This is a genomic window from Sphingopyxis sp. (assembly GCF_036675685.1).
Lineage (GTDB): Bacteria > Pseudomonadota > Alphaproteobacteria > Sphingomonadales > Sphingomonadaceae > Sphingopyxis.
On record NZ_JAKFEM010000011.1, the window covers coordinates 1 to 20,296 of the forward strand.

Genomic DNA, 20,296 nt, shown 5'->3' on the forward strand with positions numbered 1-20,296 from the left:
TTCGCCGGGCCGAAGCCTTTGGCGGTCTGCTCTCTGTGGCACTTTCCCTGAACCTGGCCGAAGCCCGATCCGCCGGACGTTATCCGGCACCGTGATTTCCGTGGAGCCCGGACTTTCCTCCCCCGGCAGGATACCCCACCGGCGGCGATCGCCCGACCCTCTGGCGGGAAGGAGTATAGCCTAGCCGCTCCAAGTTAGCGAGAATAACCTGCCTCCGGGACAAGAAAGCCGCTTCTAATTCCCCTCGGGCTGGGGGAGCAGCAGCGCGAGCAATATTGCGCGACATTCGCCGTCGATGGTGCCGTCGATCAGCTCGGGACGGAAGCGCCGCTGGAACGCAACCGTCGCCGCAAAACCGTCGGTCACATCGTAACCGAAACGTTCGAGCGCGAGCAGGAAGCCGGCGTCGGTCCACAACGGATCGGTGAGCTTCTTGGTCGGGCGCGGCAGCGCGAGGCGGCGACGCGCCAGTTCTTCCCACGGGAACAACTCGCCGGGGTCCTGCTTACGCGTTGGCGCGATGTCTGAATGGCCGATGACATTGCCGCGCGTGATCGAATGGCGATCCTTGATCATGTGGACGAGGCGCACGACCGAGGCGACCTGCGGGTCGGGGAACGGGACATAGCCCCATTCGTGGCCAGGGTTGACGATCTCGATCCCCACACTCGCCGAATTGATGTCGCTGATCCCGCGCCAGTGCGACCTTCCGGCGTGCCAGGCGCGCTTGTCTTCGGGCACCATGACGGTGATCTGGCCATCTTCGCTGACGACATAATGTGCCGACACCTTCGAATCGGGATCGGCAAGCCAATCAATGGCTTCGGCACCGCTCTTCATACCGGTGTAATGCAGCACGATCATCGAGATGGGCAGCGCGCGCTCGTCGAAATTGGGAGACCAGCGTTCGATAAAATCGCTCATGCGCTTTGCGGGCCCGTCCTGTGCTTGCCAAGCCGTCGATTGCGCCAGTGGCGCGCAAAAAGCAAGGTCAGGCAGCCGCCGCGCGGCGTACTTGCTGGTCGGCGGGCTCGTAAAGGCCGCGCAGGCGCGGGCTCGCAACGAACTGATCGGTCTGCCCGAGCACCGTCTCGCCGGCGCCGAGCACGAGGAAGCTTTGCGGCGCGGCCATGGCGCGCAGGCGCGCAAACGCCTTCTGGCGCATCGGTGCGGAAAAATAGAGCAGCAGGTTGCGGCAGAAGATCAGGTCGGCGGGGCTCGCGAGCGGCGGCCGGTCGGTCAGCATATTCTGCACCGAAAAATCGATCCGGCGGCGCAGGTCCGCCTTGGCGAGCCAGCCGCCGTCGGTCTGGTCGAACCAGCGAACCATCCGCTGCACCGGCAGCCCGCGCTGGATCTCGAACTGGCTGTAGAGGCCAACGCGGGCGCGCGAAATCGCGTGATAGCTGACGTCGGTGCCGACGATGTCGACCTGCCAGCCCGCCCATTTTTCGCCCTGTTCGGCGATCAGCATCGCCATCGAATAGGCTTCCTGGCCGGTCGACACACCGCAATGCCAGATCGTCACGCGGCGGCGCAGCGCGTTGATTTCGCGGATTCGCTCCAGTGCTGTCGCAGCTATTTCGTCGAATACACTGTATTCACGGTAGAAATAGGTTTCGTTATTGAGCATCGCATCGACCGTATCGTCGAGCAATTGCCGGCTGTTCGAGGTGACGAGCGCGGCGACCAACGCGTCGAGGTCGGCGATGCCGTGGCGCTGCATCACCGGTTTCAGCGACATTTCGATGCGCCAGATGCGGCTGGGCGACAGTGTCTGCCCGGTGCGCGATTCGAGCACCCCCATCAGGACGCGATAGGCCGATTCGCTGGCGCTCGATCCCATCATGACTTGCGGCGCCCGGGAAGAAAGCTGCCGAGCATCAGCGCGATCGCATCGGGATTGAGTGTCGCGGCGGCGATGCCGGCCTTGGCCACCGCGCCCGGCATTCCCCAGATCACGCAGCTTTCGGGGGCCTGGGCAAAGATCGTGCCTCCCGCTTCCTTCAGCCGGGCGGCGCCGATCGCGCCGTCGCGGCCCATGCCGCTCAGGATCACGGCAACGCCGCCCTTGCCATACACATCGGCAACCGAATCGAGCATCGGGTCGGCCGAAGGACAACAGCCATTGTCGACGACACGGTGATCGAGCGCGAGTTCGCGGCGACGGCCATTGGCGACGACGAGCAGGTGCGCATCGCCGGGGGCGAGATAGATATGGCCGCGCTCGACCGCCATTCCGGCCTTGGCAACGCGCACGCGGCGCGCGGTCATCGTCGCGATCTGCTTCGCGTAAAATTCCATGAAGGCGTCGGGCAAATGCTGGGTGAGGAGGATCGGGGCATTGATGCGCGGGTCGAGATTGGCGAGAAAATTGGCGAAGGCCGGGATCCCGCCGGTCGACGCAGCCACAGCGATACACTCGATCGGCTGGTCGGTATCGATGGCGACCGGAACCGGCGCAGAGGCTACCCGCTGTCCAGCGCGGGCGATCGACGGGTGGTCCTGCTGATGGCCCAGCGTCATAATCCGGTCGGTCAATATTTCAGCGAAACGCCCCGAAAAACTGCCGCGCCCGGGCTTGGCCAGCGTGTCGCTGGCACCCAGCGCGAGCGCGTCGATCGCGGCGGGGCCGCCCTCGAGGCAGTTCGACGAGAGGATGAGGACGCGCGCCTTTGCCGCGCGCTCGAGGATATGCGGCAGCGCGTCGATACCATTCATCCCGGGCATTTCGATGTCGAGCACGACGACATCGACGGGTTCGCGCGCCAGATAGGCGAGCGCGTCATGCGCCGACGCGACCGACGCGCAAATCTGGAGCCCCGGCCGCTGGTCGACGATGCGTTCGAGGATGCTGCGCACGACGAGGCTGTCGTCGACGAGCATCACCCGGACCGTCCGCGCCGACGGTTCCGGATCGGGTATCAAGGGTTGCGGCCGGGCCATGCGAACTGGTGACCCTGGCTCAAGCGATGCCGACGAGCTGCAATTTTCCTTCCAGCGTTTCGCGGTCGAACGGCTTCATCACATATTCGTCAGCCCCGGCTTCGATCGCGGCACGGATATGGTCGATGCTGTTTTCGGTCGTGCAGAAAACGACGCGGGGCCGTTCTTCCCGACCATAGTCGAGATCGTTGAACGCGCCCAGAAACTCCATCCCGCTCATCACCGGCATATTCCAGTCGAGCAGGATGACGTCGGGACGGTTGGCGCGGCAGAAGGTCAGCGCCTCCTGCCCGTCAGCCGCCTCTTCGACGGCGAAAGACATGCTTTCAAGAATATGGCGCGCGACCTTGCGAATGACTTTGCTGTCATCGACGACCAGACAAGATTTCGACATTTATACCTCCGCAACCCCCAGATTTCACGCCATGCTAATGTGAAGGAGTGTCCAGCCAGTTAATTAAGGGTCACCCTAAGCCGCATTGAGCACCGGCAAGGTGATGAAATGCGACGGATCGACCACGAGCAGCGATGCGCCCCGATGTTCGATCATCGCATCGGCGACGCGCGCCCAGCCGGGCAGCAGCTTGCCGGCAACGCGTGTTTCGGGCGCGTCGATGAAACAGACATCCTCGATCTCGTCGGCGAGCAGCGCATAACCATGCTCGGCGACATCGACGACGATCACCCGCTGGCCCGGCGCCACCGGGACCGCGGGCAGTCCGACGACGACATGCGGGTCAATGAGGGTGAAGACGCGGCTGCGCAGCGCGAACAGCCCGGTCACGTGCGGCGGCGCGCCGGGCACCTCGACCGGCGTGCCCACGGTCACGACCGAATTGATCGCGCGGCTGCGCAGCGCAACGCGCGTGTCGGCGATGCGCGCGATCAGATAAAGTTTTTCCATCATGCGCGCTCTCCCCCGACGCGGCGGCGCAGTGCGTCGAGCAAGGCCTGCCGGTCGTAGCGATAGACGGTTTCGTCCTCCGGCCCGGCCGCCGCGATCGTGGTGCGCAGGCGGATGACGGGCACTTCGCCCGCCGCATGCACGCAAAGCCCGTCATCCTCGGTCAGGCACAGCAGCACGTCGGGCGCTTCGTCGGTGGCCTCGTCGCCCGACGCGACGCGGTAGCCGGCGTTGCGCAGGATCGGCGCAAGGAAATTGTCGCCCCAGCCGTCATGATCGTCGGCAAGCCGGCAAAGCGGCTCGCGCTGCGACGGTGTGGCCACGCCGCCCGCATATTGTTCCATCAGCCAGAAGGGATCGATGAGTTCGACGGGATCGCCGCCGACGAGCACGATGCCCGCGATCAGGCCCGGCGCCGCCGACGGCTGGACCGCATCGGGCAGGCGCACGATGTCGATCACTTCGGCGATCGGGTAGCAGAGCACCGAGTGGCCGTCGTGAAGGCGGAGGAGCTTCTGCGTCACTTGCGCATCGGGCAGCCTGGCGGTGTGGACCGCGAAAATATCGTCGCCGATCTGGGCTTGCACGCGGCCCGCGCTTTCGAACAGCGCCGACGCGGGGACTTCCTCGACCCGCTCGATCACCGACAGGCGCACACCGCGGACACGGCCACCCACATCGCGGAAAAGCAGCAGCTGTGCGGCGCCCCGCGCCGCGGCCGCCTGCGCTTCGGCTTCGACCATCCGGTCGTGACTGCGGCCCGATTCGGTTGCGTCGACCGCCGCCACGGCGAGCAGACCCTGGACGTCGAGCAGCAAGACGGGGCGGCCGTTGTCGGGCAATGTCGTCCCGGCATAGAGGCCGGTCGCCATGATCATCGGCGCCGCGGGCTTGATCACCAGTTCCTCATGATCGTGGATCGCCGCAACGCTGAGCGCATAGCTTTGTCCCTGCCCCGGCCGGACGATGACGAGCGCGCGGTCGTCGGCGTCGTCGCTGTCGTCGCGCTCGCAGCCGAGCACCGCCTCGAGGCGGAGCAGCGGATATTGTTCGCCGCGAACGGTCGCCAGTTCGCCGCCGCCGACGCGGTCGACGCGCACCGTATCGCCGCTTTCGAGCAGGATTTCCCGCACCGCACCGCGTGGAATCGCAAAATATTGCCCCGCCGCGCGGACCATCAGCCCCGAGATGATCGTCAGCGTCATCGGCACGCGGAGAAGGATCGTCAGCCCCCTGCCCTCATCGTTGCGCAGTTCGACAACGCCGCCGATCTTTTCGACATTCGCCTTGACGATATCCATGCCGACGCCGCGGCCGGACACCGCAGTTATCTTGGCCGCGGTCGAGAAGCCGGGGCGGAAAATGAGGTCGAGCTTTTCCTTGGGGCCAAGCGCACGTGCCTCACTCGCGGTCACGGCGCGCGAGGCAATCGCCTTGGCGACCAGTGCGTCGGGCGACAGGCCGCGGCCATCGTCGCGGATCTCGATTTCGATCTGGTTGCCCGACTGGCGCGCCGAGACCGAAATGGTCGCGGTGATGTCCTTGCCCGCGGCAACGCGATCCTCGAGCGATTCGACGCCATGGTCGATCGCATTGCGGACGATATGGATCAGCGGGTCGCGGATATTTTCCATCATCTCGCGGTCGAGTTCGACTTCGCCGCCGCTCGTCTGGAATGCGATCTTCTTGCCCATGTCCTGCGCGAGGTCGCGGACAATGCGCGGCAGCGGCGCGAACAGCTTGTCGATCCGCTGCATGCGCATCTGGCTGACCGACTGGCGCATCCCGGCAATCGAATCGGAGAGGCGGTCGAACGAGGCGATGACCGACGGGTCGGCACCCGATTCGCGAAGCATGCGCGCGAATTCATTGCGTGCGAGCACGATGTCGGTGACCCCGGTCATCACGCTGTCGAGCAGTGGCAGCGGCACGCGGATCGACCGCCAGCTTTGCAGTTCAGCCTGAAAATCATCGTCGCGGCGCAGCGGCACGCCCGCAACGTCGAACGGCGCATCGCCGGGCGAATCCGGCTCGGCGAGCGCGCCGATCACATCGCGGTCGTCACCCGCCGGCTCGACGCCATTCTGGCCGAGTGCCGTGCACAGGTCGCTCAGGCGGTCGACGATGCCAAGGACGCCGGTGACGAGCGCGGCATTCGCTTGGCGGTTGCCGCGCCGCACCTGATCGAGCGCGTCTTCAGCGGCGTGCGAGAGCGCGGTAACGCGCGGCAAAGCAAGGAAACCCGAGCTGCCCTTGATTGTATGGACGAGGCGAAAAATGGCGTCGAGCTGCGCGCGGTCGGCGGGATCGGCCTCCCACGCGATGATAGCCCCGCCGGCTTCGGCAAGGATTTCCGCCGTTTCGGCGAGAAAGTCGTTCAGCAGATCGTCCATGAAGGTATCGGCGCGCCCCAGAAATCGAGGCTTCACCATGGCGCACAATGGTTAAGGAGGGTTTTACTGGCGAGATTGGCGCGGGAAAAATTCGCGCTCCGCCTCTTTCATCATTCCCGCGAAAGCGGGAACGAGCAAACTACCGTTGCCACTGGGTTCCCGCTTTCGCGGGAATGACGAAGGTAGGGATTAGCGGCCGCGCAGAACTGCACCGACCAGCAGCGAGGTCGGCGTTTCGCACGCGAGCATCACCGTGCCGCCATTCTGCGCCGCGACCGCCTGCACCAGCACCGCAGGCGCGGTGCGCGAGGTCATCACGCTGGCGCCCTCGCCGTCCTTCAGGATCGTTTCGACATCGGCGTCGAGGAAGAGGCGTTCGGCCTCGACATGCAGCGCTATTTCGATGCCCTCCCCCTGCTTTTCGCAGCCGATATCGAGCCGCCCGCCGCGCACCAGCGCATCGACCAGCAGGAGCGACAAGTTGAGGATGATCTTCACCGCCGGCTTGGGCAGCGGATCGGTCCCGATCATCCAGTTGAGGTCGATCGCGCGGTCGCCGATGATGCCCTGGATCGCCGACTTCGCCTCATCGGCCGGGACAAGCTCGCCGAAGCCGCCCGCCGAGCCGAAGGCCAGGCGGAAGAATTTCAGTTTGTTCGCCGACGTCCTGGCGCTTTGCTCGAGCAATTCGAAGCAGCGCTCGCGCATCGCCGGGTCTTTTTCGTCGGCGAGCAGTTCGAGCCCGTTGGCGAAGGCGCCGACCGGGCTCAGCAGATCGTGACACAGGCGCGAGGCCAGCATCGAGGCGAAATCGACGCGATCGTCGGTCATGAATCAACAGGCTCCCCAGCGCAGTGTCCGGACATTTCCGGCGTGGGCTGCTCCTACGGCACCGAACCCGTTCAGAGCAAGCGCGATACGGCGAGCCGTGGCCCTTGAATTTCGGCGTCCAAAAACCACATTCCTATCAATGCAGGGGGATGACGACATTTTGACCGTGGCGCTGGACAATAGCGCGGCCGGGCTGCGGCTCGACCGGGCGCTGGCCGAAGCGTTGCCCAGCCTGTCGCGCGAACGGCTGAAGAGCCTGATCAAGGGCGGCCGCGTCGTCGACGCGAGCGGCACCATATTGTGGGACCCCTCGGCCAAAGCCGCCGCCCCCGCAACGATCGAAGTCCGCCTGCCCGCCGCAATGCCCGCGCATAATGTCGCGCAGGATATGGGACTGGTCATCGCATATGAGGACGAGCATCTGATCGTCGTCGACAAGCCCGCGGGCATGGTCGTCCATCCCGCCGCCGGCAATCTCGACGGCACGATGGTCAACGCGCTGCTCCACCATTGCGCCGGACAGTTATCGGGGATCGGCGGCGTCGCGCGGCCCGGGATCGTCCACCGCATCGACAAGGATACGAGCGGGCTGATCGTTGCCGCAAAGCACGACCGCGCGCATGAAGGTCTGGCCAAGCAGTTCGCGGCGCACAGCATCGACCGCCGCTATCTCGCGATCGCAACCGGACGCCCGATGCCGGTCAACGGGACGATCGACGCGGCGCTCGGCCGGTCGAACACCAATCGCAAGAAAATGGCGGTGGTCGCCGAAGGACGCGGCAAGCGCGCGGTGACGCATTACCGCACGATCGAGCCGCTGCAGCACGCGAGCCTGGTCGAATGCCGGCTGGAAACCGGGCGGACGCACCAAGTGCGCGTGCATATGGCGCATATCGGTCATCCGCTGGTCGGTGATCCGGTCTATGGACGGGCCAGAAAGCCGCTGTCGGACGTGCTGAAAGCCCGTAATTTCGCGCGGCAGGCATTGCACGCGGCCCATTTGGGCTTTATTCATCCGGTGACCGGTAACACCATCGCGCTCGACAGCGAACTCCCAAGCGACATGCGGGAACTGATCGATGAATTGCGCGTTTAGGTTTCGAATGAAAATCTATCTCGACCGCAGGGACCAACCGCGGCATATTTCTCCTCTGAAAAATTAGGGAAGACGCTATCAATGGCTAACAAAAGCAATGTTCCGGCAACGGTGCCCGCGCTCGGCGGCGAGGCGAGCCTGAACCGCTATCTGGCCGAAATCCGGAAATTCCCCCTGCTCACCCCCGAGCAGGAATATATGCTCGCGAAGCGGTTCCAGGAGCATGGCGACAACGAAGCTGCGGCGCAGCTCGTGACCTCGCACCTGCGGCTCGTCGCGAAGATCGCGATGGGGTATCGCGGCTATGGCCTGCCCGTCAGCGAGCTGATTTCCGAAGGCAATATCGGCCTGATGCAGGGCGTGAAGAAGTTCGACCCCGAACGCGGCTTCCGCCTCGCCACCTATGCGATGTGGTGGATACGCGCGTCGATCCAGGAATTCATCCTGCGGTCGTGGAGCCTCGTCAAAATGGGCACCACCGCGGCACAGAAGAAGCTGTTCTTCAACCTTCGCCGAATGAAGAACAGTCTGGAGGCGTTCGAGGACGGCGACCTGTCGCCCGAACATCTCACCAAGATCGCGACCGACCTGGGTGTCACCGAAGACGAAGTCGTCAGCATGAATCGCCGCATGGCGATGGGCGGCGACACCTCGCTGAACGTCCCGATGGGCGAAGATGGCGACAGCCAGTGGCAGGATCTGCTTGGCGACGAAGGCCCGTTGCAGGACGAGCGCGTTGCCGAGGCGCAGGAACGCGATGTGCGCCATTCGCTGCTCAGCGAAGCGCTCGAAACACTGAACGAGCGCGAGCGCCACATCCTGACCGAACGCCGCCTGACCGACGATCCCAAGACGCTGGAAGACCTGAGCCAAGTCTACGACGTCAGCCGCGAACGCGTCCGCCAAATCGAGGTGCGCGCGTTCGAAAAGCTGCAAAAGGCGATGCTGAAGCTCGCCGGCGACCGGCGGCTGATCAACGCCTGACCCGCGTCCGTCCCTAATGTCCGCGATTTGACTCGCGGGCGCAAAGGACTAGCCTCCCCTTCGGGTCGACCGAAGGGGGACTTGTCATGTGGAAATGGATCCGGATTCCCAAGGGCATCGCGCTGCTGGCGTTCTTGCTGCCGTGGATGACCGTCAGCTGTTCCGACCAAAAACTTGTCGAGGCGAGCGGTTTCGGCCTTGCCTTTGGCCGTGTCACCGCGATGGGCCAGGCGTCGCAGGCCGGCGACGGCGCTTCGCTGAATTTCTGGCTGATCCTCGCACTGCTCGCGATTGCGGGCGGACTGATCCTTCTTTTCACCAGGGGCCGCGAGGCGGCGAAGCTGGTGCTCGGCACCTCGGTCGCGGCGCTCGCGCTGATTTTCGTCGGCACCTGGCGTTACAGCAAGGACGCGATCCTCGCCGAGGCGGCGAAGAACGGGTCGAACGGCAATATGGACCAGGCCGCGCTGGCGATGATCCAGGTCAATTGGCACTTCGGTTACTGGCTCGCGCTGCTGTCGCTGATCGCCGCCGCGGTGATGGCGTGGCTGGTGATGAGCGGCAGGGAAGCCGAGGCCGAAGCGAAGATGCGCTCGCTGGCGAGCGATGCGGCCGATGCGGCGAAGGGCGCCGCGGCGAAAGCGGGCGACGCAATCGATACAGCAACGGACAAGAAGGACGACGAGCCGCCGAAGAGTTGAGGCGGGGTGATCGAGGGAAGACCTCCCAACCCTCGTCATTCCCGCGAAAGCGGGAACCCAGCGAACAACCGTTGCAGCTGGGTTCCCGCTTTCGCGGGAATGACGAAGGAAGAGACGACAGCGGTCCTTCAAGTCAGAGAACACCCAACCTCAAAAGCGACGCACAAAGCCGAAATAGAGTTCGACGTCGGGGCTCTCGCGGTTGAGCCCGACGTTGGCGCCGACGTCCCACTGGCTGTCGGCGTCGGGTTGCCAGCCGGCCGAAAGCCCGGCGAGCGCTTCGGTCGCATGCCCGCCCGGGTCGCGGTCGCGGGTCAGCGACACTTCCGCCGCCATCGAAACATCGTCGGACACGCCAAAACCGATGCCCGCAACCGAGCCAAAGGCCAGATGGCGACCATCGCCGTCGCTATCGACCGCGGCGTCGGCATGCGGGGTGAACCCAAGTGACAGCGCACCGAGTTCGAAGCTGACCGGCACGATCATCCCCGCCCCCCAATCGCCTGCACCGATGCTCTCACCGCCGAGCGGCAATGTCGCATAGGGCATCAGCGCGACCGAAAAGCCCGAGCCGTCGGGATTGCTGAGATTCTGCCGCAACGCGAGCGTCACATCGCCGGTCCGCGTCCGGCTGGTCACGTCGCCGGTCGCCCGGTCGCGCTCGCGCACATGGCCGAGCATCGTCCAGCCGACCTGCACCTCGAGCGACGGGGTCAGTCCGGCGCGCAGCAGTGCGTCGCCGAACGTCCAGCTATCGGTCCGGCTATCGGCGGTGCGATCGAGCGTCCAGTCGGCAAGGCCGATCTCGAACAGCACCGACCCCGGCTCGACCGTGCAGGCGGGGGTGCCGAGTCCCGGCCGGTCGGGGCAAAGATCGCGCCGATCCTCTTGTCCAAAGGCCGGCGCGGCGGCGGTCGCCGCGGCAAGCAGCAATAGCGATCGAAGCGACATGCGGACCTCTCTTTCGTCGAACGGCCGCCTTTCTTGTCCCGCAAGGCGAAAGGCGGATCAAGCCCGCTTGCCTCCGGACGACAAGCGGCTAATTTGCCCGCATGACGAAACCCTCTCGCGCAAAGAAGCGCAAGCTCCCCTGGTATCTCCGGCCGTTCAAATGGCTACTCTGGTTCATTATCGCCTCGGTGCTCTGGGTGCTCATCTATGCGGTCGTGCCGCCGCCGGTGACCTTCACGATGCTGGTCGACAGCAGCGGGATCACCAAGGATTGGGAAAGCCTGTCGAACATCGACCGCAACATGGTCGCCGCCGCCATCGCCGCCGAGGACGGCAAATTCTGCAGCCATGACGGGTTCGACCGCGACGCGATCGAGCAGGCGATCGAGCGCAACGCGAAGGGCAAAAGGATGCGTGGCGGATCGACGATCAGCCAGCAGACCGCGAAGAATGTCTTCCTGTGGCAAGGCACCGGCTGGACCCGCTATATCCGCAAGGTCCCCGAAGTGTGGTTCACCTTCCTGATCGAAAAAATCTGGGGCAAGCGCCGGATCATGGAGGTTTACCTGAACGTCGCCGAGACCGGCATCGGCACCTATGGCGTCGAGGCGGGGGCGCAGCGTTATTTCGGGCATGGCGCGAGCAAGCTGACCCCCGCCGAGGCGGGACGCATCGCGGCGATCCTGCCGCTGCCCAAGAAGCGCGAGGCGGTAAGCCCGTCGGGCTTCACCCGCCGTTATGGCAACACGATCCGTGCGCGCGTCGGCGTGGTGAAGCGCGACGGGCTGGATGCGTGTATCTATCAGTAAGGTGCTGCATCGGGCAGAGTCACGGGCAGCGAAAAGCAACCTGATGCCATGCTCTTATCCCCTCTTTAATCCCTAGCTGCTAGCCCCGATGCGCAATCATCGATGGGGGCATCCATGGCTATTCTTTTCCTTGCACTTCTTCTCTTCTTCGCCGTGCGGGCGGTTCTCTATTTTCGGGCTGTCCGCGCATTCGCGGGCATCTTCGCTTCGCTTGCCTGCCCGCTGTTCATGGGCGGGATCTATGTCGATTATGCCAAGTCAAGCAGCGCCGATGCCGAGGTGACCGCGTCGGCGACCTGACGTCGCCAGCGGGTCAGCCGGCGGGCTTCCAGCTTTTCCGTTCTTCGGCCTGCTTGAGCACCTCGAACGCCGCCTGCCCCGCCGCAAAGCGCTTGGCCGCCTCGGCGTCACCCGGCTTGACGTCGGGGTGGCATTCCTTCGCGAGACCCCGCCACGCTTTCTTCGTCGCCTCGAAATCGGCGTCGGGTTCGAGGTCGAGGATTTCGAGCGCGCGCATTTCGTCAGCGCTGCGGCTGCCATCACCCGACCCGCCCCAGGCATAATGCTGGGCCCGCGCATAGCTGCGCGCGCCGCGCGCTTCGTCGGCGGCGCGCTCGGCGGCGTCTTCGGCGCTCAATCCTTCGAAATAGTCCCAGCCGCGATTATATTCGGCCGCGTGGGTTTCGCAGAAATACCAGCGTTCGGGGCTGTTCGGCGATTTGGGCGCGGGGCAGTTGCCGGGGTTGGTGCAGCCGTGGCGATCGCAGAGGCGAACCCTCTGCGCTTCGGTGCTCGATCCATAGGGGCGCCAGCGGGGAAAACCCCAATCATCGGATCTCTTGGCGCGGCTCATCACCCCCATGTAGCGTCTGGGGCGCGCGATTGCTAGCCGAGAGGGGCGAAAAACCTAGTCTTTGGGCTTGTAGCCAAACGCCTTGCCCGCAAGCTTGACGACCGCGGGGTCGAGATCGGGCGGTGTCATCGGCACGACGGTCTCCAGCGCCTCGGCAACATGCGTCAGCGCGGTGATGCGCGCCGTCTTCTTGTTGTTGCCGTCGATCACCTTCCACGGCGCCCAGCGCGTGTTCGTCTGCGCGAACATCTCGTCCATCGCGGCGAGATAGTCCTTGCGCTTCGACCGGTTGCGATAATCCTCCGGACCCGTCTTCCACCGCTTCCACGGATCGTCGAGCCGGTCGGCAAACCGCCTGTCCTGCTCGTCCTGCGTCAGGTGGACGAAGATTTTGACGAGGTTCGTGCGGCTGCCGGTCAGCTGTGCCTCGAACTCGTTGATCTCGTCATAGCCCTTGCGCCACTCGGCCTCGCTCGCGAAGCCCTCGACACGCTCGACGAGGACGCGGCCGTACCAGCTGCGGTCGAAGATCGAGATTTCGCGGTTGCCGGGCAGACGCTTCCAGAAACGCCAGAGGAAATGGCGCGCCTTTTCCTCGTCGGTCGGCGCGCTGATCGGCCAGACTTCGAAATAGCGCGGGTCGAGCAGCGCGGTCATGCGCTTGATGATGCCGCCCTTCCCCGCCGCGTCCCAGCCCTCGAACATGATGACGCTGCGCTGGCCATGGGTGATATGCGCTGCCTGCACACGCTCGAGCCGTTCCTGCAGCGCGTCGAGCGCGTCGGAATAGTCGCCATCATATTTAGCGCCGGCTTCATGGTCGGAAAGGGAAATGCTCATGGCGCCCTCCCTAGCGCAATCCATTCCGCCTTACCAAGCGCGATGCGACGATGTCATTTTCTGGCACAGCGCGCGCCATCCTGGTTAATCGGCGCCCATCAGCCGCTTGCGCGCGTCCCAATCGGAGAGTGCGCGCCGGTTCCGATCGATGCGCGCGAGCCCCTCCGGAATGGCGGTGCTGCGTGAACCCTGCCGCTGCGCCTCGCCATACCAGTCGGTTGCCGCGGTGAAATCACCCTGCATTTCGGCGCAGAGGCCGAGGTTGAACGCCAGCGCGACGGTCGGCTCGACATCGCGGGTCAGCGCGGTCCAGGCGGCGCACGCCGCGACCTGATCGCTCTTGGTCAGCCGGACGGCACTCTTGAATGCGGCTTGCGCGGGTTTGGCGAGGCCCTTCGTGCTTTCCTCGACGCGAACATCGAGTGAATAGTCGCGCGGTGCAAGATCGCCCCGGATCGCACGGACATGGTCGCGCTGGGTCGATGAAATATAGTCTTCGACCGAGCGCGAAGCCGAGCGGTCGGGACACCACACCTGCTGGTCGCGGGTATTGAGCGGCCGCGTATAGCGGATCGACCCATCGCCGATCGCGACCAGCCGCGCGGTCGTCGCGATGGTGATCGTGCGGCGGCGGCAGCGGATGTCGACCTCGATTTCCTTCAGGCATTTCTTCTTGTCGACGGGATCATCCTCGACACAGCGCTTGCGCTTTTCGGTGACGGGCACCTCGTCGACGCTGGCGCGGGTCGTGCCGGTGACAAGGCCATCGGTCGGCGCGCCCGATTCGGGCGCAACGATGCGGTAGTAAGGACGGCCGCCGAACTGCGCAGCCCCCAGCTCTGCCTCAAGATGCTGCGCAAGCGCCGCGCCATCCTCGCCCTCGAAGCGCTCGACCGACAGGCGAAGCAGGTCGTTGACGTTGGCGCTGGCGGGATCGCTGCCATGGATCGTCAGCGTCTCCGCCGCCGCGGGCGCCGCGAGGCAAAGCAAGGTTGCAGAAAATAGCGGACGCACGAGCATGATTCACCCCCCGATCACCAACCCCGCGCCGGGCTATCGCAGCCCCATGCGCCTGTCAAAGCAGGAAGATCAGAGAAGGTCCGCGAGCAGCGCCGCGACGCGCGCGGGGGCCTCCATCGGTATGAAATGGCTATGCTCGTCCCACAGCTCGTCGCGCTCGGCGCCGATTGCGGGGCCAAGGCCTGTCCAGGTCGGGCTCAACGAAAAGTCGAGCGGGCCGCCGCGTTCGCCGGTCGGGGCGCGGATGACGGTCGAAGGCGTCGCGAGATGCGGCAGCCAGGCATGCGGGCTGGTGCGCAGCGCATTTTGATAGACCGACGCCTCGAGCGCCGGCGGGCACGCCAGTTCCAGCCCCTCGCCGGCCGCCGCGGGAAGGAGGCCATAGGTGCAATAGTCGGCGAGCGCGCGCGGATCCCAGTTCGCATAGGGCGGCCGATCGGCGAAACGCGCACGCATCTCTTCGGCGCTGGGCCAGCTATTGCGGCGGCGGGCGACGGGATGCCCGGCGGGATCGGGGATCGGCCGTGCGGCTTCGCCTTCATAAAGCGACGGATCCATGATCACCGGGTCGATCAGCGCAAGATGGCGGAAAGCCGCGGGTCGCTGCGCCGCGAGCCGGGTCAGGATATAGGCGCCCATGCTATGGCCACCGCCGACGAGCGGGCGCCCTCCGTGTCCGTCGATCAGCGGTAGCAAGGCGTCGGCGGTCGCGGCCCAATCGGCGAGCGTCGCGGGACGATAGCTGCGCCCATGGCCGCGATGGTCGGGTGCGATGACATGCGTGTCCGCGGGCAGCGCCGCGACGACCTGGTCCCACAGCCGGGCGTGAAAGCCGGTCGCGTGGAGCAGCAGTAGCGAAGCGCGCTCGCCCGGCGTGCCCCATTCGAACCAGCAAATGTCGCCTTCCGGCGTTTCCAGCCGGTGTTCGCGCGGCTGCCCGGTCACGCTCAGCCCTTGGGGCCGTCGACGATGCGGATGCCGAGTTCCTTGAGCTGCTTGTCGCTGACCGGCGCCGGGGCGTTCATCATCAGGTCTTCGGCCTTCTGGTTCATCGGGAAGACCACGACCTCGCGGATGTTCGGTTCGTCGGCGAGCAGCATCACGATGCGGTCGACGCCCGGCGCCGAACCGCCGTGCGGCGGCGCGCCGAACTTGAACGCGTTGATCATGCCGCTGAAGTTCGCATCGACATCGGCCTGCGAATAGCCCGCGATCTCGAACGCCTTGTACATGATGTCGGGACGATGGTTGCGGATCGCGCCCGACGACAATTCGACACCGTTGCAGACGATGTCATACTGCCACGCGAGGATGTCGAGCGGGTCCTTCGTCTCGAGCGCATCCAGCTCGCCCTGCGGCATCGAGAAGGGGTTGTGGCTGAAGTCGATCTTGCCGGTATCCTCGTCGGCCTCGAACATCGGGAAGTCGACGATCCAGCACATTTCGAACTTGTTCGGATCGATCAGTTCGAGCTGCTCGGCGACGCGGGTGCGTGCGAGGCCGGCGAGCTTCGCCGCCTGCGCTTCCTTGCCGGCCGCAAAGAACAGACCATCGTCGGGACCAATGCCGAGCTCAGCAGCCAGCGCGTCCATCTTCTCCGTACCGTGATTCTTGGCGATCGGGCCGCCCCATTCGCCGCCCTTGCGCGTCGCATAGCCGAGGCCGGCAAAGCCTTCGCCCTGCGCCCAGCTGTTCATGTCGTCGAAGAATTTGCGGCTCTTCTCGGCGGTCGCAGGGGCGGGGATTGCACGCACCACATCGCCCGCCGCGACGATGTCGGCGAAGCGGCCGAAACCCGACCCCACAAAGTGCGCCGAGACGTCGGTGATGATCAGCGGGTTGCGGAGGTCGGGCTTGTCGTTGCCATATTTCAGCATCGACTCGCGGTAGGGGATGCGCGGGAATGAACCCGCGGGGGTCACCGACTTGCCGTTCGCGAATTCTTCAAACACGCCCGCGAGCACGGGCTCGATCGCGCCGAAGACGTCGTCCTGCGTGACGAAGCTCATTTCGAAATCGAGCTGGTAGAATTCGCCCGGCGAACGGTCGGCGCGCGCATCCTCGTCGCGGAAGCAGGGTGCGATCTGGAAATAGCGGTCGAAGCCCGCGACCATCAGCAGCTGCTTGAACATCTGCGGCGCCTGCGGCAGCGCGTAGAATTTGCCGGGGTGGACGCGGCTCGGGACCAGATAATCGCGCGCGCCCTCGGGCGACGAGGCGGTGAGGATCGGGGTCTGAAATTCGGTGAAACCCTGTTCGACCATGCGGCGGCGCAAGGACGCGATCACGTTCGAACGCAGCATGATGTTCGCGTGCAGGCGTTCGCGGCGGAGATCGAGGAAGCGGTATTTCAGTCGGATGTCCTCGGGATATTCCTGTTCGCCCGCGACCGGCATCGGCAGTTCGATCGCCGCCGACTGGACGGACACGTCGCGTGCGCGAACTTCGATCGCGCCGGTGGGTAGGTTGATATTCGTCGTTTCGGGCGAGCGCGCGACAACATCGCCGGTGATCGTCACCACGCTTTCGGCGCGAAGGCCATCGAGCGTGGCGAAGGCCGCGTCGCTCGAGTCCGCGACGATCTGGGTCAGGCCATAATGATCGCGCAGGTCGACGAAGAGCAGACCGCCATGATCGCGCTTGCGATGCACCCAGCCCGAGACACGGACATTCTGGCCGACATCCTCGGCGCGGAGCTGGCCACAGTTATGGGTACGGTAGGCGTGCATTTTCTCGTCTTTCGATGACTGGGGAAATCAACAAAAAGTTGACATTTATGGCCGCGCCTAAGGCAGGTCGGCGTGCCATTTGTCAAGGCTTGGCTCGTCAGCAGGTCAGCCCCAACCCGTCGAGCACCTCGCTCCCGAACAGCGCGCGGTGGGCGGGATCGGGCATCAGTCGGTCGCGCGCGCTCCGCCAGCGCCGAAAATCCTCGCCATAATCGGCGGCGACGCGCACGGCGTCAAGGCGGCAGCTTTTCGCCCAGTGGCGGGTGAAGGCGATCCCCTCGGCATCGAGGCATTCGACAACGCGCGCATAGGCGTCAGCGGTGCGCTGGCTACGCGGGCCGTCGAAATCGATCACGGCATTGTGCGGGAAGCGTGCCGGCGCAAGCAGCCCCTGCGCGCGCTCCATGAAACGCACCGTGACGACGGTCGAGCCGCCGTGGCGCGCAAACACCGCGCAAATGCGTTCGAAGGCGCGCGCGAGATCGGCACGGTCGATGGTGACCGAAGCGTTGAACAGGTCGGCGAGCGGCCGGTGGGTGTCGAGTCCCTCGCCCCAACTGCCATAGACCGGCGGCGCGTTGACATCGGGGCCGCTGGCATAGCCCTGTTTCATCGCGAATTGCAGCAACGGCCCGCGCGCCCACGGATAATCGTTGAGCAGCCGCCCGAGCAGGCTGAGCGCGTCGTAACCCGCGCCAAGCTGGCCCGGGGTGGCGCGCGGATAATCGTCGCGCCACGGCTCGCGATAGAGGAAGCGCAGCATCGCCGGCCGTTTGAACGGCTTGTAGGGATTGACGATCATCTGGACGAAATCGGGATCCTGATCGAGTGCATAGGCCGCCGAAAAGCGCCGAAAATCGCCCGTGGCGAGCCAGTCGAGCGCGGCACATTCGACGGTGCGCAGATTCTGGATCGGGCGGACGAGGAATTTGGGCACGCTGTCGACGACGACCGCGGTGACGATGCCGAGTGATCCGACCGGAAGCTGCGCAGCGGCGAACAGGTCGTCGTCGCGCAGCGGGGTCGAGCCCGTCGCGGCGATGAAGGCATCGCTCATCACGCCCGCGTCGGGCTCGATCCAGTGGATGCCGCCGGGCGTGACGATCTGGAGAGCGCGGATATGATCCTGAATGCCGCCGCGCGCGATCATCGACCCGTGGGTCCCGGTTGCGCAGGCACCCGCGAAGGTCTGGCCATTGCCTGCGCCGCTGGTCCACAGCGAGCGACCTTGCTCCTCGAGCTTGTCGGAGACTTCGTCAACGAGCGCGCCCGCCTCGACCAACATCAGTCCATCGGCGTCGATGCCCGGCCGGACATCGGCGGCCTCGATGCGAAAGCAACGGTTGAAACGGCGGGTGTGGAGCAGCCAGCTGTCGGACGAAATATTGACGTTCGATGGCGACCAGCCCGCCCCGATCGGACGGACACGGCGTTTCGCGGCCTGCGCCTCGGCGAGCCAGTCCTGTACCGCTTTTGAAGCGATGGCAATCTCGTCGCGCCCGCGCACGGCATCCCCGCTGCGCAAGGCAAAGCGCGTCGCGGCTTCGCACGTGCCGGTGCCGTGATAATTGGTCCAGCGGCCTTTGTCGCCGAGCTTGACGATCGGCATCAGGCGTCTCCCAGCGGTAGAATGCCCGCGTGCGCGCGCCACGCCACGGTCACGGGGCGGAGAAAGCCGAAGGTAGCGATCGCGACGAGCATCTGGCGCCGCGTCCCGAAGACGCGGACATCGCACAGGCCGTGGTCGGATTCGGGCGTGACAAACGGCTGCGCCGCTTGGGCAGCAAAGCCCCAGCCCTTCAGCGTCACGACCATCAATTCTTCGTCGAGCGGCCGCGGATTGGCGATCGATACGAATATATCCGCTTGCCCCGCCGCATATTGCCCGACAAGCAGCGCAAAACCCAGCGTAGCCAGCGCCCAACCGACCCACATCATGCCCTAAATCCCTTCGCGTTTTTTTCTGACCGGTGTTCCGGCTCCGCGACCCGAAGAGCACGAGCAAATTTTCCTGCCCGTTCTTTTCAACTAGCTGTATAGGCGCGCTATGCAAGTCCATCCGTTGATCGAAACCAACGCCGCGCTCGTCGAATTCTGCGACCTCATTCGGAACAGCGATTTCATCGCGGTCGATACCGAATTCATGCGCGAAAATACTTTCTGGCCAGAGCTTTGCCTGATCCAGGTCGCCGACCGCGAACATGCCGCGGCGATCGATCCGATGGCGCCCGGCATGGATTTGAAGCCGTTGCTCGACCTGCTCGTCGACAATGAGGACATGCTGAAAGTCTTCCACGCCGGTGGGCAGGATGTCGAAATCATCTTCAACCTGACCGGCAAGACGCCGCATCCGATCTTCGACACCCAGATCGGCCAGATGGCGATCGGCCAGGCCGAACAGGTCGGCTATTCGAACCTCGTCGAAGCGTGGATCGGACTGCAACTCGACAAGGGCGCGCGCTTTACCGACTGGAGCCGCCGTCCGCTCGACAAGCGCCAGATCGACTATGCCGTCGGCGACGTCACCCATCTCGCCCAGATTTTCCCGATGATGCTCGACAAGCTGATCAAGACCGGGCGCGGTCACTGGCTCGACGAGGAAATGGAAAAGCTTGCCGATCCCGCCAATTACAGCGTCGATCCCGACAAGGCGTGGCAGCGGATCAAGATCCCCTCGCGCAAGCCCGATGTGCTCGGCCGGTTGCAGTCACTCGCGGCGTGGCGCGAGCGCGAGGCGCGGACGAAGAATCTGCCGCGCGGCCGCATCGTCAAGGACGAGACGCTCGCCGACCTCGCCGCGCATCCGCCGAAGGACCAGGACGGCCTCGGCCGCGTCCGCGGGCTGTCGGCGACGTGGCGCAGTAACGACATCGGCGCGCGGCTGATGGACGCGCTCGCCAACGCAAAGCTGCTGCCGAAGGACGACATGCCCGACCGCGCGCCGCGCGGCCCCGGGCTCGGCAAGGAAGGCGTGCTCGTCGCCGACCTGCTCAAGCTCTTGCTGAAAATCCGCGCGCGCGAACTCAATGTCGCGGCACGGCTGATCGCGCGCAGCGACGACCTAGAGGCGCTGGCCGCGGGCGGGCGCGAGGGCATCGCCTTGCTGCAGGGCTGGCGCTACGACGTCTTCGGCCATGCCGCGCTCGACCTGGTCGAGGGACGGATGGGCTTTGCGGTCAAGCACGGCAAGCTGGTGATGAGCGAGATCGACGCCGCGACAGCAAGCGCCGACTGACTGC

Annotated in this window: 21 protein-coding genes; 6 read left to right on the top strand and 15 right to left on the bottom strand. The window is 65.1% G+C overall.

Going from position 1 to position 20,296, the window contains the following annotated elements; all coding sequences use genetic code 11:
- Nucleotides 1-234: 234 nt before the first annotated feature.
- From V6M50_RS05550 to V6M50_RS05580, 7 genes are all read right to left on the bottom strand, one after another.
- Entirely contained in the window at nucleotides 235-924 is a 690-nt protein-coding gene (locus tag V6M50_RS05550; RefSeq protein WP_332817560.1) for an N-acetylmuramoyl-L-alanine amidase, read from the bottom strand.
- Nucleotides 925-991: 67 nt separating this feature from the next.
- A complete protein-coding gene (locus tag V6M50_RS05555) occupies nucleotides 992-1,849 on the bottom strand; it encodes a CheR family methyltransferase (RefSeq protein ID WP_332817561.1) in 858 nt (285 codons plus the stop codon).
- Nucleotides 1,846-2,928 (bottom strand): chemotaxis-specific protein-glutamate methyltransferase CheB, encoded by a 1,083-nt coding sequence (gene cheB / locus V6M50_RS05560; RefSeq protein ID WP_332817562.1) that lies wholly within the window; start codon nucleotides 2,926-2,928, stop codon nucleotides 1,846-1,848. The genes V6M50_RS05555 and cheB overlap by 4 nt, the downstream gene beginning before the upstream one ends.
- A gap of 37 nt (nucleotides 2,929-2,965) precedes the next feature.
- Nucleotides 2,966-3,340, bottom strand: a complete 375-nt coding sequence (locus V6M50_RS05565) for a response regulator (RefSeq protein WP_039575078.1) — start codon at nucleotides 3,338-3,340, stop codon at nucleotides 2,966-2,968.
- Between the two features lie 75 nt (nucleotides 3,341-3,415).
- The gene (locus V6M50_RS05570) at nucleotides 3,416-3,853 is read right to left on the bottom strand and encodes a chemotaxis protein CheW (RefSeq protein ID WP_332817563.1); all 438 of its coding nucleotides are present in this window, start codon (nucleotides 3,851-3,853) and stop codon (nucleotides 3,416-3,418) included.
- Nucleotides 3,850-6,282 carry a chemotaxis protein CheA gene (locus V6M50_RS05575; RefSeq protein WP_332817564.1) on the bottom strand — a complete coding sequence of 811 codons (2,433 nt, stop codon included), beginning with the start codon at nucleotides 6,280-6,282 and terminating at the stop codon, nucleotides 3,850-3,852. The genes V6M50_RS05570 and V6M50_RS05575 overlap by 4 nt, the downstream gene beginning before the upstream one ends.
- 150 nt (nucleotides 6,283-6,432) lie before the next feature.
- On the bottom strand, nucleotides 6,433-7,074 hold the full coding sequence (locus V6M50_RS05580) for a histidine phosphotransferase family protein (RefSeq protein WP_332817565.1): 642 nt from the start codon (nucleotides 7,072-7,074) through the stop codon (nucleotides 6,433-6,435).
- Between the two features lie 139 nt (nucleotides 7,075-7,213).
- Between V6M50_RS05580 and V6M50_RS05585 the strand changes: the two genes are divergently transcribed.
- The 3 genes from V6M50_RS05585 to V6M50_RS05595 all read left to right on the top strand — a co-directional run bounded on the left by V6M50_RS05585 (nucleotide 7,214) and on the right by V6M50_RS05595 (nucleotide 9,855).
- Entirely contained in the window at nucleotides 7,214-8,170 is a 957-nt protein-coding gene (locus V6M50_RS05585; protein WP_332817566.1) for an RluA family pseudouridine synthase, read from the top strand.
- Nucleotides 8,171-8,251: 81 nt separating this feature from the next.
- Nucleotides 8,252-9,154 carry an RNA polymerase sigma factor RpoH gene (gene rpoH / locus V6M50_RS05590; RefSeq protein ID WP_332817567.1) on the top strand — a complete coding sequence of 301 codons (903 nt, stop codon included), beginning with the start codon at nucleotides 8,252-8,254 and terminating at the stop codon, nucleotides 9,152-9,154.
- Between the two features lie 86 nt (nucleotides 9,155-9,240).
- Entirely contained in the window at nucleotides 9,241-9,855 is a 615-nt protein-coding gene (locus V6M50_RS05595; RefSeq protein ID WP_332817568.1) for a hypothetical protein, read from the top strand.
- Between the two features lie 150 nt (nucleotides 9,856-10,005).
- Here the strand turns inward: V6M50_RS05595 and V6M50_RS05600 are convergent, their stop codons facing one another.
- On the bottom strand, nucleotides 10,006-10,806 hold the full coding sequence (locus V6M50_RS05600; RefSeq protein WP_332817569.1) for a transporter: 801 nt from the start codon (nucleotides 10,804-10,806) through the stop codon (nucleotides 10,006-10,008).
- 101 nt (nucleotides 10,807-10,907) lie between these two features.
- Here V6M50_RS05600 and mtgA point away from each other — a divergent pair, with 101 nt between their 5' ends.
- Together mtgA and V6M50_RS05610 are read left to right on the top strand one after the other, a co-directional pair.
- A complete protein-coding gene (mtgA, locus tag V6M50_RS05605) occupies nucleotides 10,908-11,615 on the top strand; it encodes a monofunctional biosynthetic peptidoglycan transglycosylase (protein ID WP_332817570.1) in 708 nt (235 codons plus the stop codon).
- 114 nt (nucleotides 11,616-11,729) lie between these two features.
- Nucleotides 11,730-11,915, top strand: a complete 186-nt coding sequence (locus V6M50_RS05610; RefSeq protein WP_332817571.1) for a hypothetical protein — start codon at nucleotides 11,730-11,732, stop codon at nucleotides 11,913-11,915.
- A 13-nt stretch (nucleotides 11,916-11,928) separates the two neighbouring features.
- Here the strand turns inward: V6M50_RS05610 and V6M50_RS05615 are convergent, their stop codons facing one another.
- The 7 genes from V6M50_RS05615 to V6M50_RS05645 all read right to left on the bottom strand — a co-directional run bounded on the left by V6M50_RS05615 (nucleotide 11,929) and on the right by V6M50_RS05645 (nucleotide 18,995).
- The gene (locus tag V6M50_RS05615) at nucleotides 11,929-12,468 is read right to left on the bottom strand and encodes a J domain-containing protein (protein ID WP_332817572.1); all 540 of its coding nucleotides are present in this window, start codon (nucleotides 12,466-12,468) and stop codon (nucleotides 11,929-11,931) included.
- Between the two features lie 54 nt (nucleotides 12,469-12,522).
- Entirely contained in the window at nucleotides 12,523-13,308 is a 786-nt protein-coding gene (locus tag V6M50_RS05620) for a polyphosphate kinase 2 family protein (protein ID WP_332817573.1), read from the bottom strand.
- A gap of 84 nt (nucleotides 13,309-13,392) precedes the next feature.
- Nucleotides 13,393-14,328, bottom strand: a complete 936-nt coding sequence (locus V6M50_RS05625) for a hypothetical protein (protein ID WP_332817574.1) — start codon at nucleotides 14,326-14,328, stop codon at nucleotides 13,393-13,395.
- A gap of 69 nt (nucleotides 14,329-14,397) precedes the next feature.
- A complete protein-coding gene (locus V6M50_RS05630; RefSeq protein ID WP_332817575.1) occupies nucleotides 14,398-15,273 on the bottom strand; it encodes an alpha/beta fold hydrolase in 876 nt (291 codons plus the stop codon).
- Nucleotides 15,274-15,275: 2 nt separating this feature from the next.
- Entirely contained in the window at nucleotides 15,276-17,057 is a 1,782-nt protein-coding gene (aspS, locus tag V6M50_RS05635) for an aspartate--tRNA ligase (protein WP_332817576.1), read from the bottom strand.
- 97 nt (nucleotides 17,058-17,154) lie between these two features.
- A complete protein-coding gene (locus V6M50_RS05640; protein ID WP_332817577.1) occupies nucleotides 17,155-18,666 on the bottom strand; it encodes an FAD-binding protein in 1,512 nt (503 codons plus the stop codon).
- Nucleotides 18,666-18,995, bottom strand: a complete 330-nt coding sequence (locus V6M50_RS05645) for a hypothetical protein (RefSeq protein ID WP_332817578.1) — start codon at nucleotides 18,993-18,995, stop codon at nucleotides 18,666-18,668. The genes V6M50_RS05640 and V6M50_RS05645 overlap by 1 nt, the downstream gene beginning before the upstream one ends.
- 109 nt (nucleotides 18,996-19,104) lie before the next feature.
- On the opposite strand from V6M50_RS05645, the gene rnd reads away from it, so the two are divergent.
- Complete coding sequence (rnd, locus tag V6M50_RS05650; RefSeq protein WP_332817579.1) at nucleotides 19,105-20,292, top strand: ribonuclease D; 1,188 nt, start codon at nucleotides 19,105-19,107, stop codon at nucleotides 20,290-20,292.
- The last annotated feature ends 4 nt before the right edge of the window (nucleotides 20,293-20,296 follow it).

Coding starts and splice junctions, on each gene's coding strand:
- rnd (WP_332817579.1), top strand. CDS start 19,105: ATGCAAGTCCATCCGTTGATCGAAACCAACGCCGCGCTCGTCGAATTC.
- mtgA (WP_332817570.1), top strand. CDS start 10,908: ATGACGAAACCCTCTCGCGCAAAGAAGCGCAAGCTCCCCTGGTATCTC.
- V6M50_RS05645 (WP_332817578.1), bottom strand. CDS start 18,995: ATGATGTGGGTCGGTTGGGCGCTGGCTACGCTGGGTTTTGCGCTGCTT.
- V6M50_RS05580 (WP_332817565.1), bottom strand. CDS start 7,074: ATGACCGACGATCGCGTCGATTTCGCCTCGATGCTGGCCTCGCGCCTG.
- V6M50_RS05550 (WP_332817560.1), bottom strand. CDS start 924: ATGAGCGATTTTATCGAACGCTGGTCTCCCAATTTCGACGAGCGCGCG.
- V6M50_RS05615 (WP_332817572.1), bottom strand. CDS start 12,468: ATGAGCCGCGCCAAGAGATCCGATGATTGGGGTTTTCCCCGCTGGCGC.
- V6M50_RS05620 (WP_332817573.1), bottom strand. CDS start 13,308: ATGAGCATTTCCCTTTCCGACCATGAAGCCGGCGCTAAATATGATGGC.
- aspS (WP_332817576.1), bottom strand. CDS start 17,057: ATGCACGCCTACCGTACCCATAACTGTGGCCAGCTCCGCGCCGAGGAT.
- V6M50_RS05585 (WP_332817566.1), top strand. CDS start 7,214: ATGCAGGGGGATGACGACATTTTGACCGTGGCGCTGGACAATAGCGCG.
- V6M50_RS05575 (WP_332817564.1), bottom strand. CDS start 6,282: ATGGTGAAGCCTCGATTTCTGGGGCGCGCCGATACCTTCATGGACGAT.
- V6M50_RS05600 (WP_332817569.1), bottom strand. CDS start 10,806: ATGTCGCTTCGATCGCTATTGCTGCTTGCCGCGGCGACCGCCGCCGCG.
- V6M50_RS05640 (WP_332817577.1), bottom strand. CDS start 18,666: ATGCCGATCGTCAAGCTCGGCGACAAAGGCCGCTGGACCAATTATCAC.
- rpoH (WP_332817567.1), top strand. CDS start 8,252: ATGGCTAACAAAAGCAATGTTCCGGCAACGGTGCCCGCGCTCGGCGGC.
- V6M50_RS05565 (WP_039575078.1), bottom strand. CDS start 3,340: ATGTCGAAATCTTGTCTGGTCGTCGATGACAGCAAAGTCATTCGCAAG.
- V6M50_RS05595 (WP_332817568.1), top strand. CDS start 9,241: ATGTGGAAATGGATCCGGATTCCCAAGGGCATCGCGCTGCTGGCGTTC.
- V6M50_RS05625 (WP_332817574.1), bottom strand. CDS start 14,328: ATGCTCGTGCGTCCGCTATTTTCTGCAACCTTGCTTTGCCTCGCGGCG.
- V6M50_RS05610 (WP_332817571.1), top strand. CDS start 11,730: ATGGCTATTCTTTTCCTTGCACTTCTTCTCTTCTTCGCCGTGCGGGCG.
- V6M50_RS05570 (WP_332817563.1), bottom strand. CDS start 3,853: ATGATGGAAAAACTTTATCTGATCGCGCGCATCGCCGACACGCGCGTT.
- V6M50_RS05555 (WP_332817561.1), bottom strand. CDS start 1,849: ATGATGGGATCGAGCGCCAGCGAATCGGCCTATCGCGTCCTGATGGGG.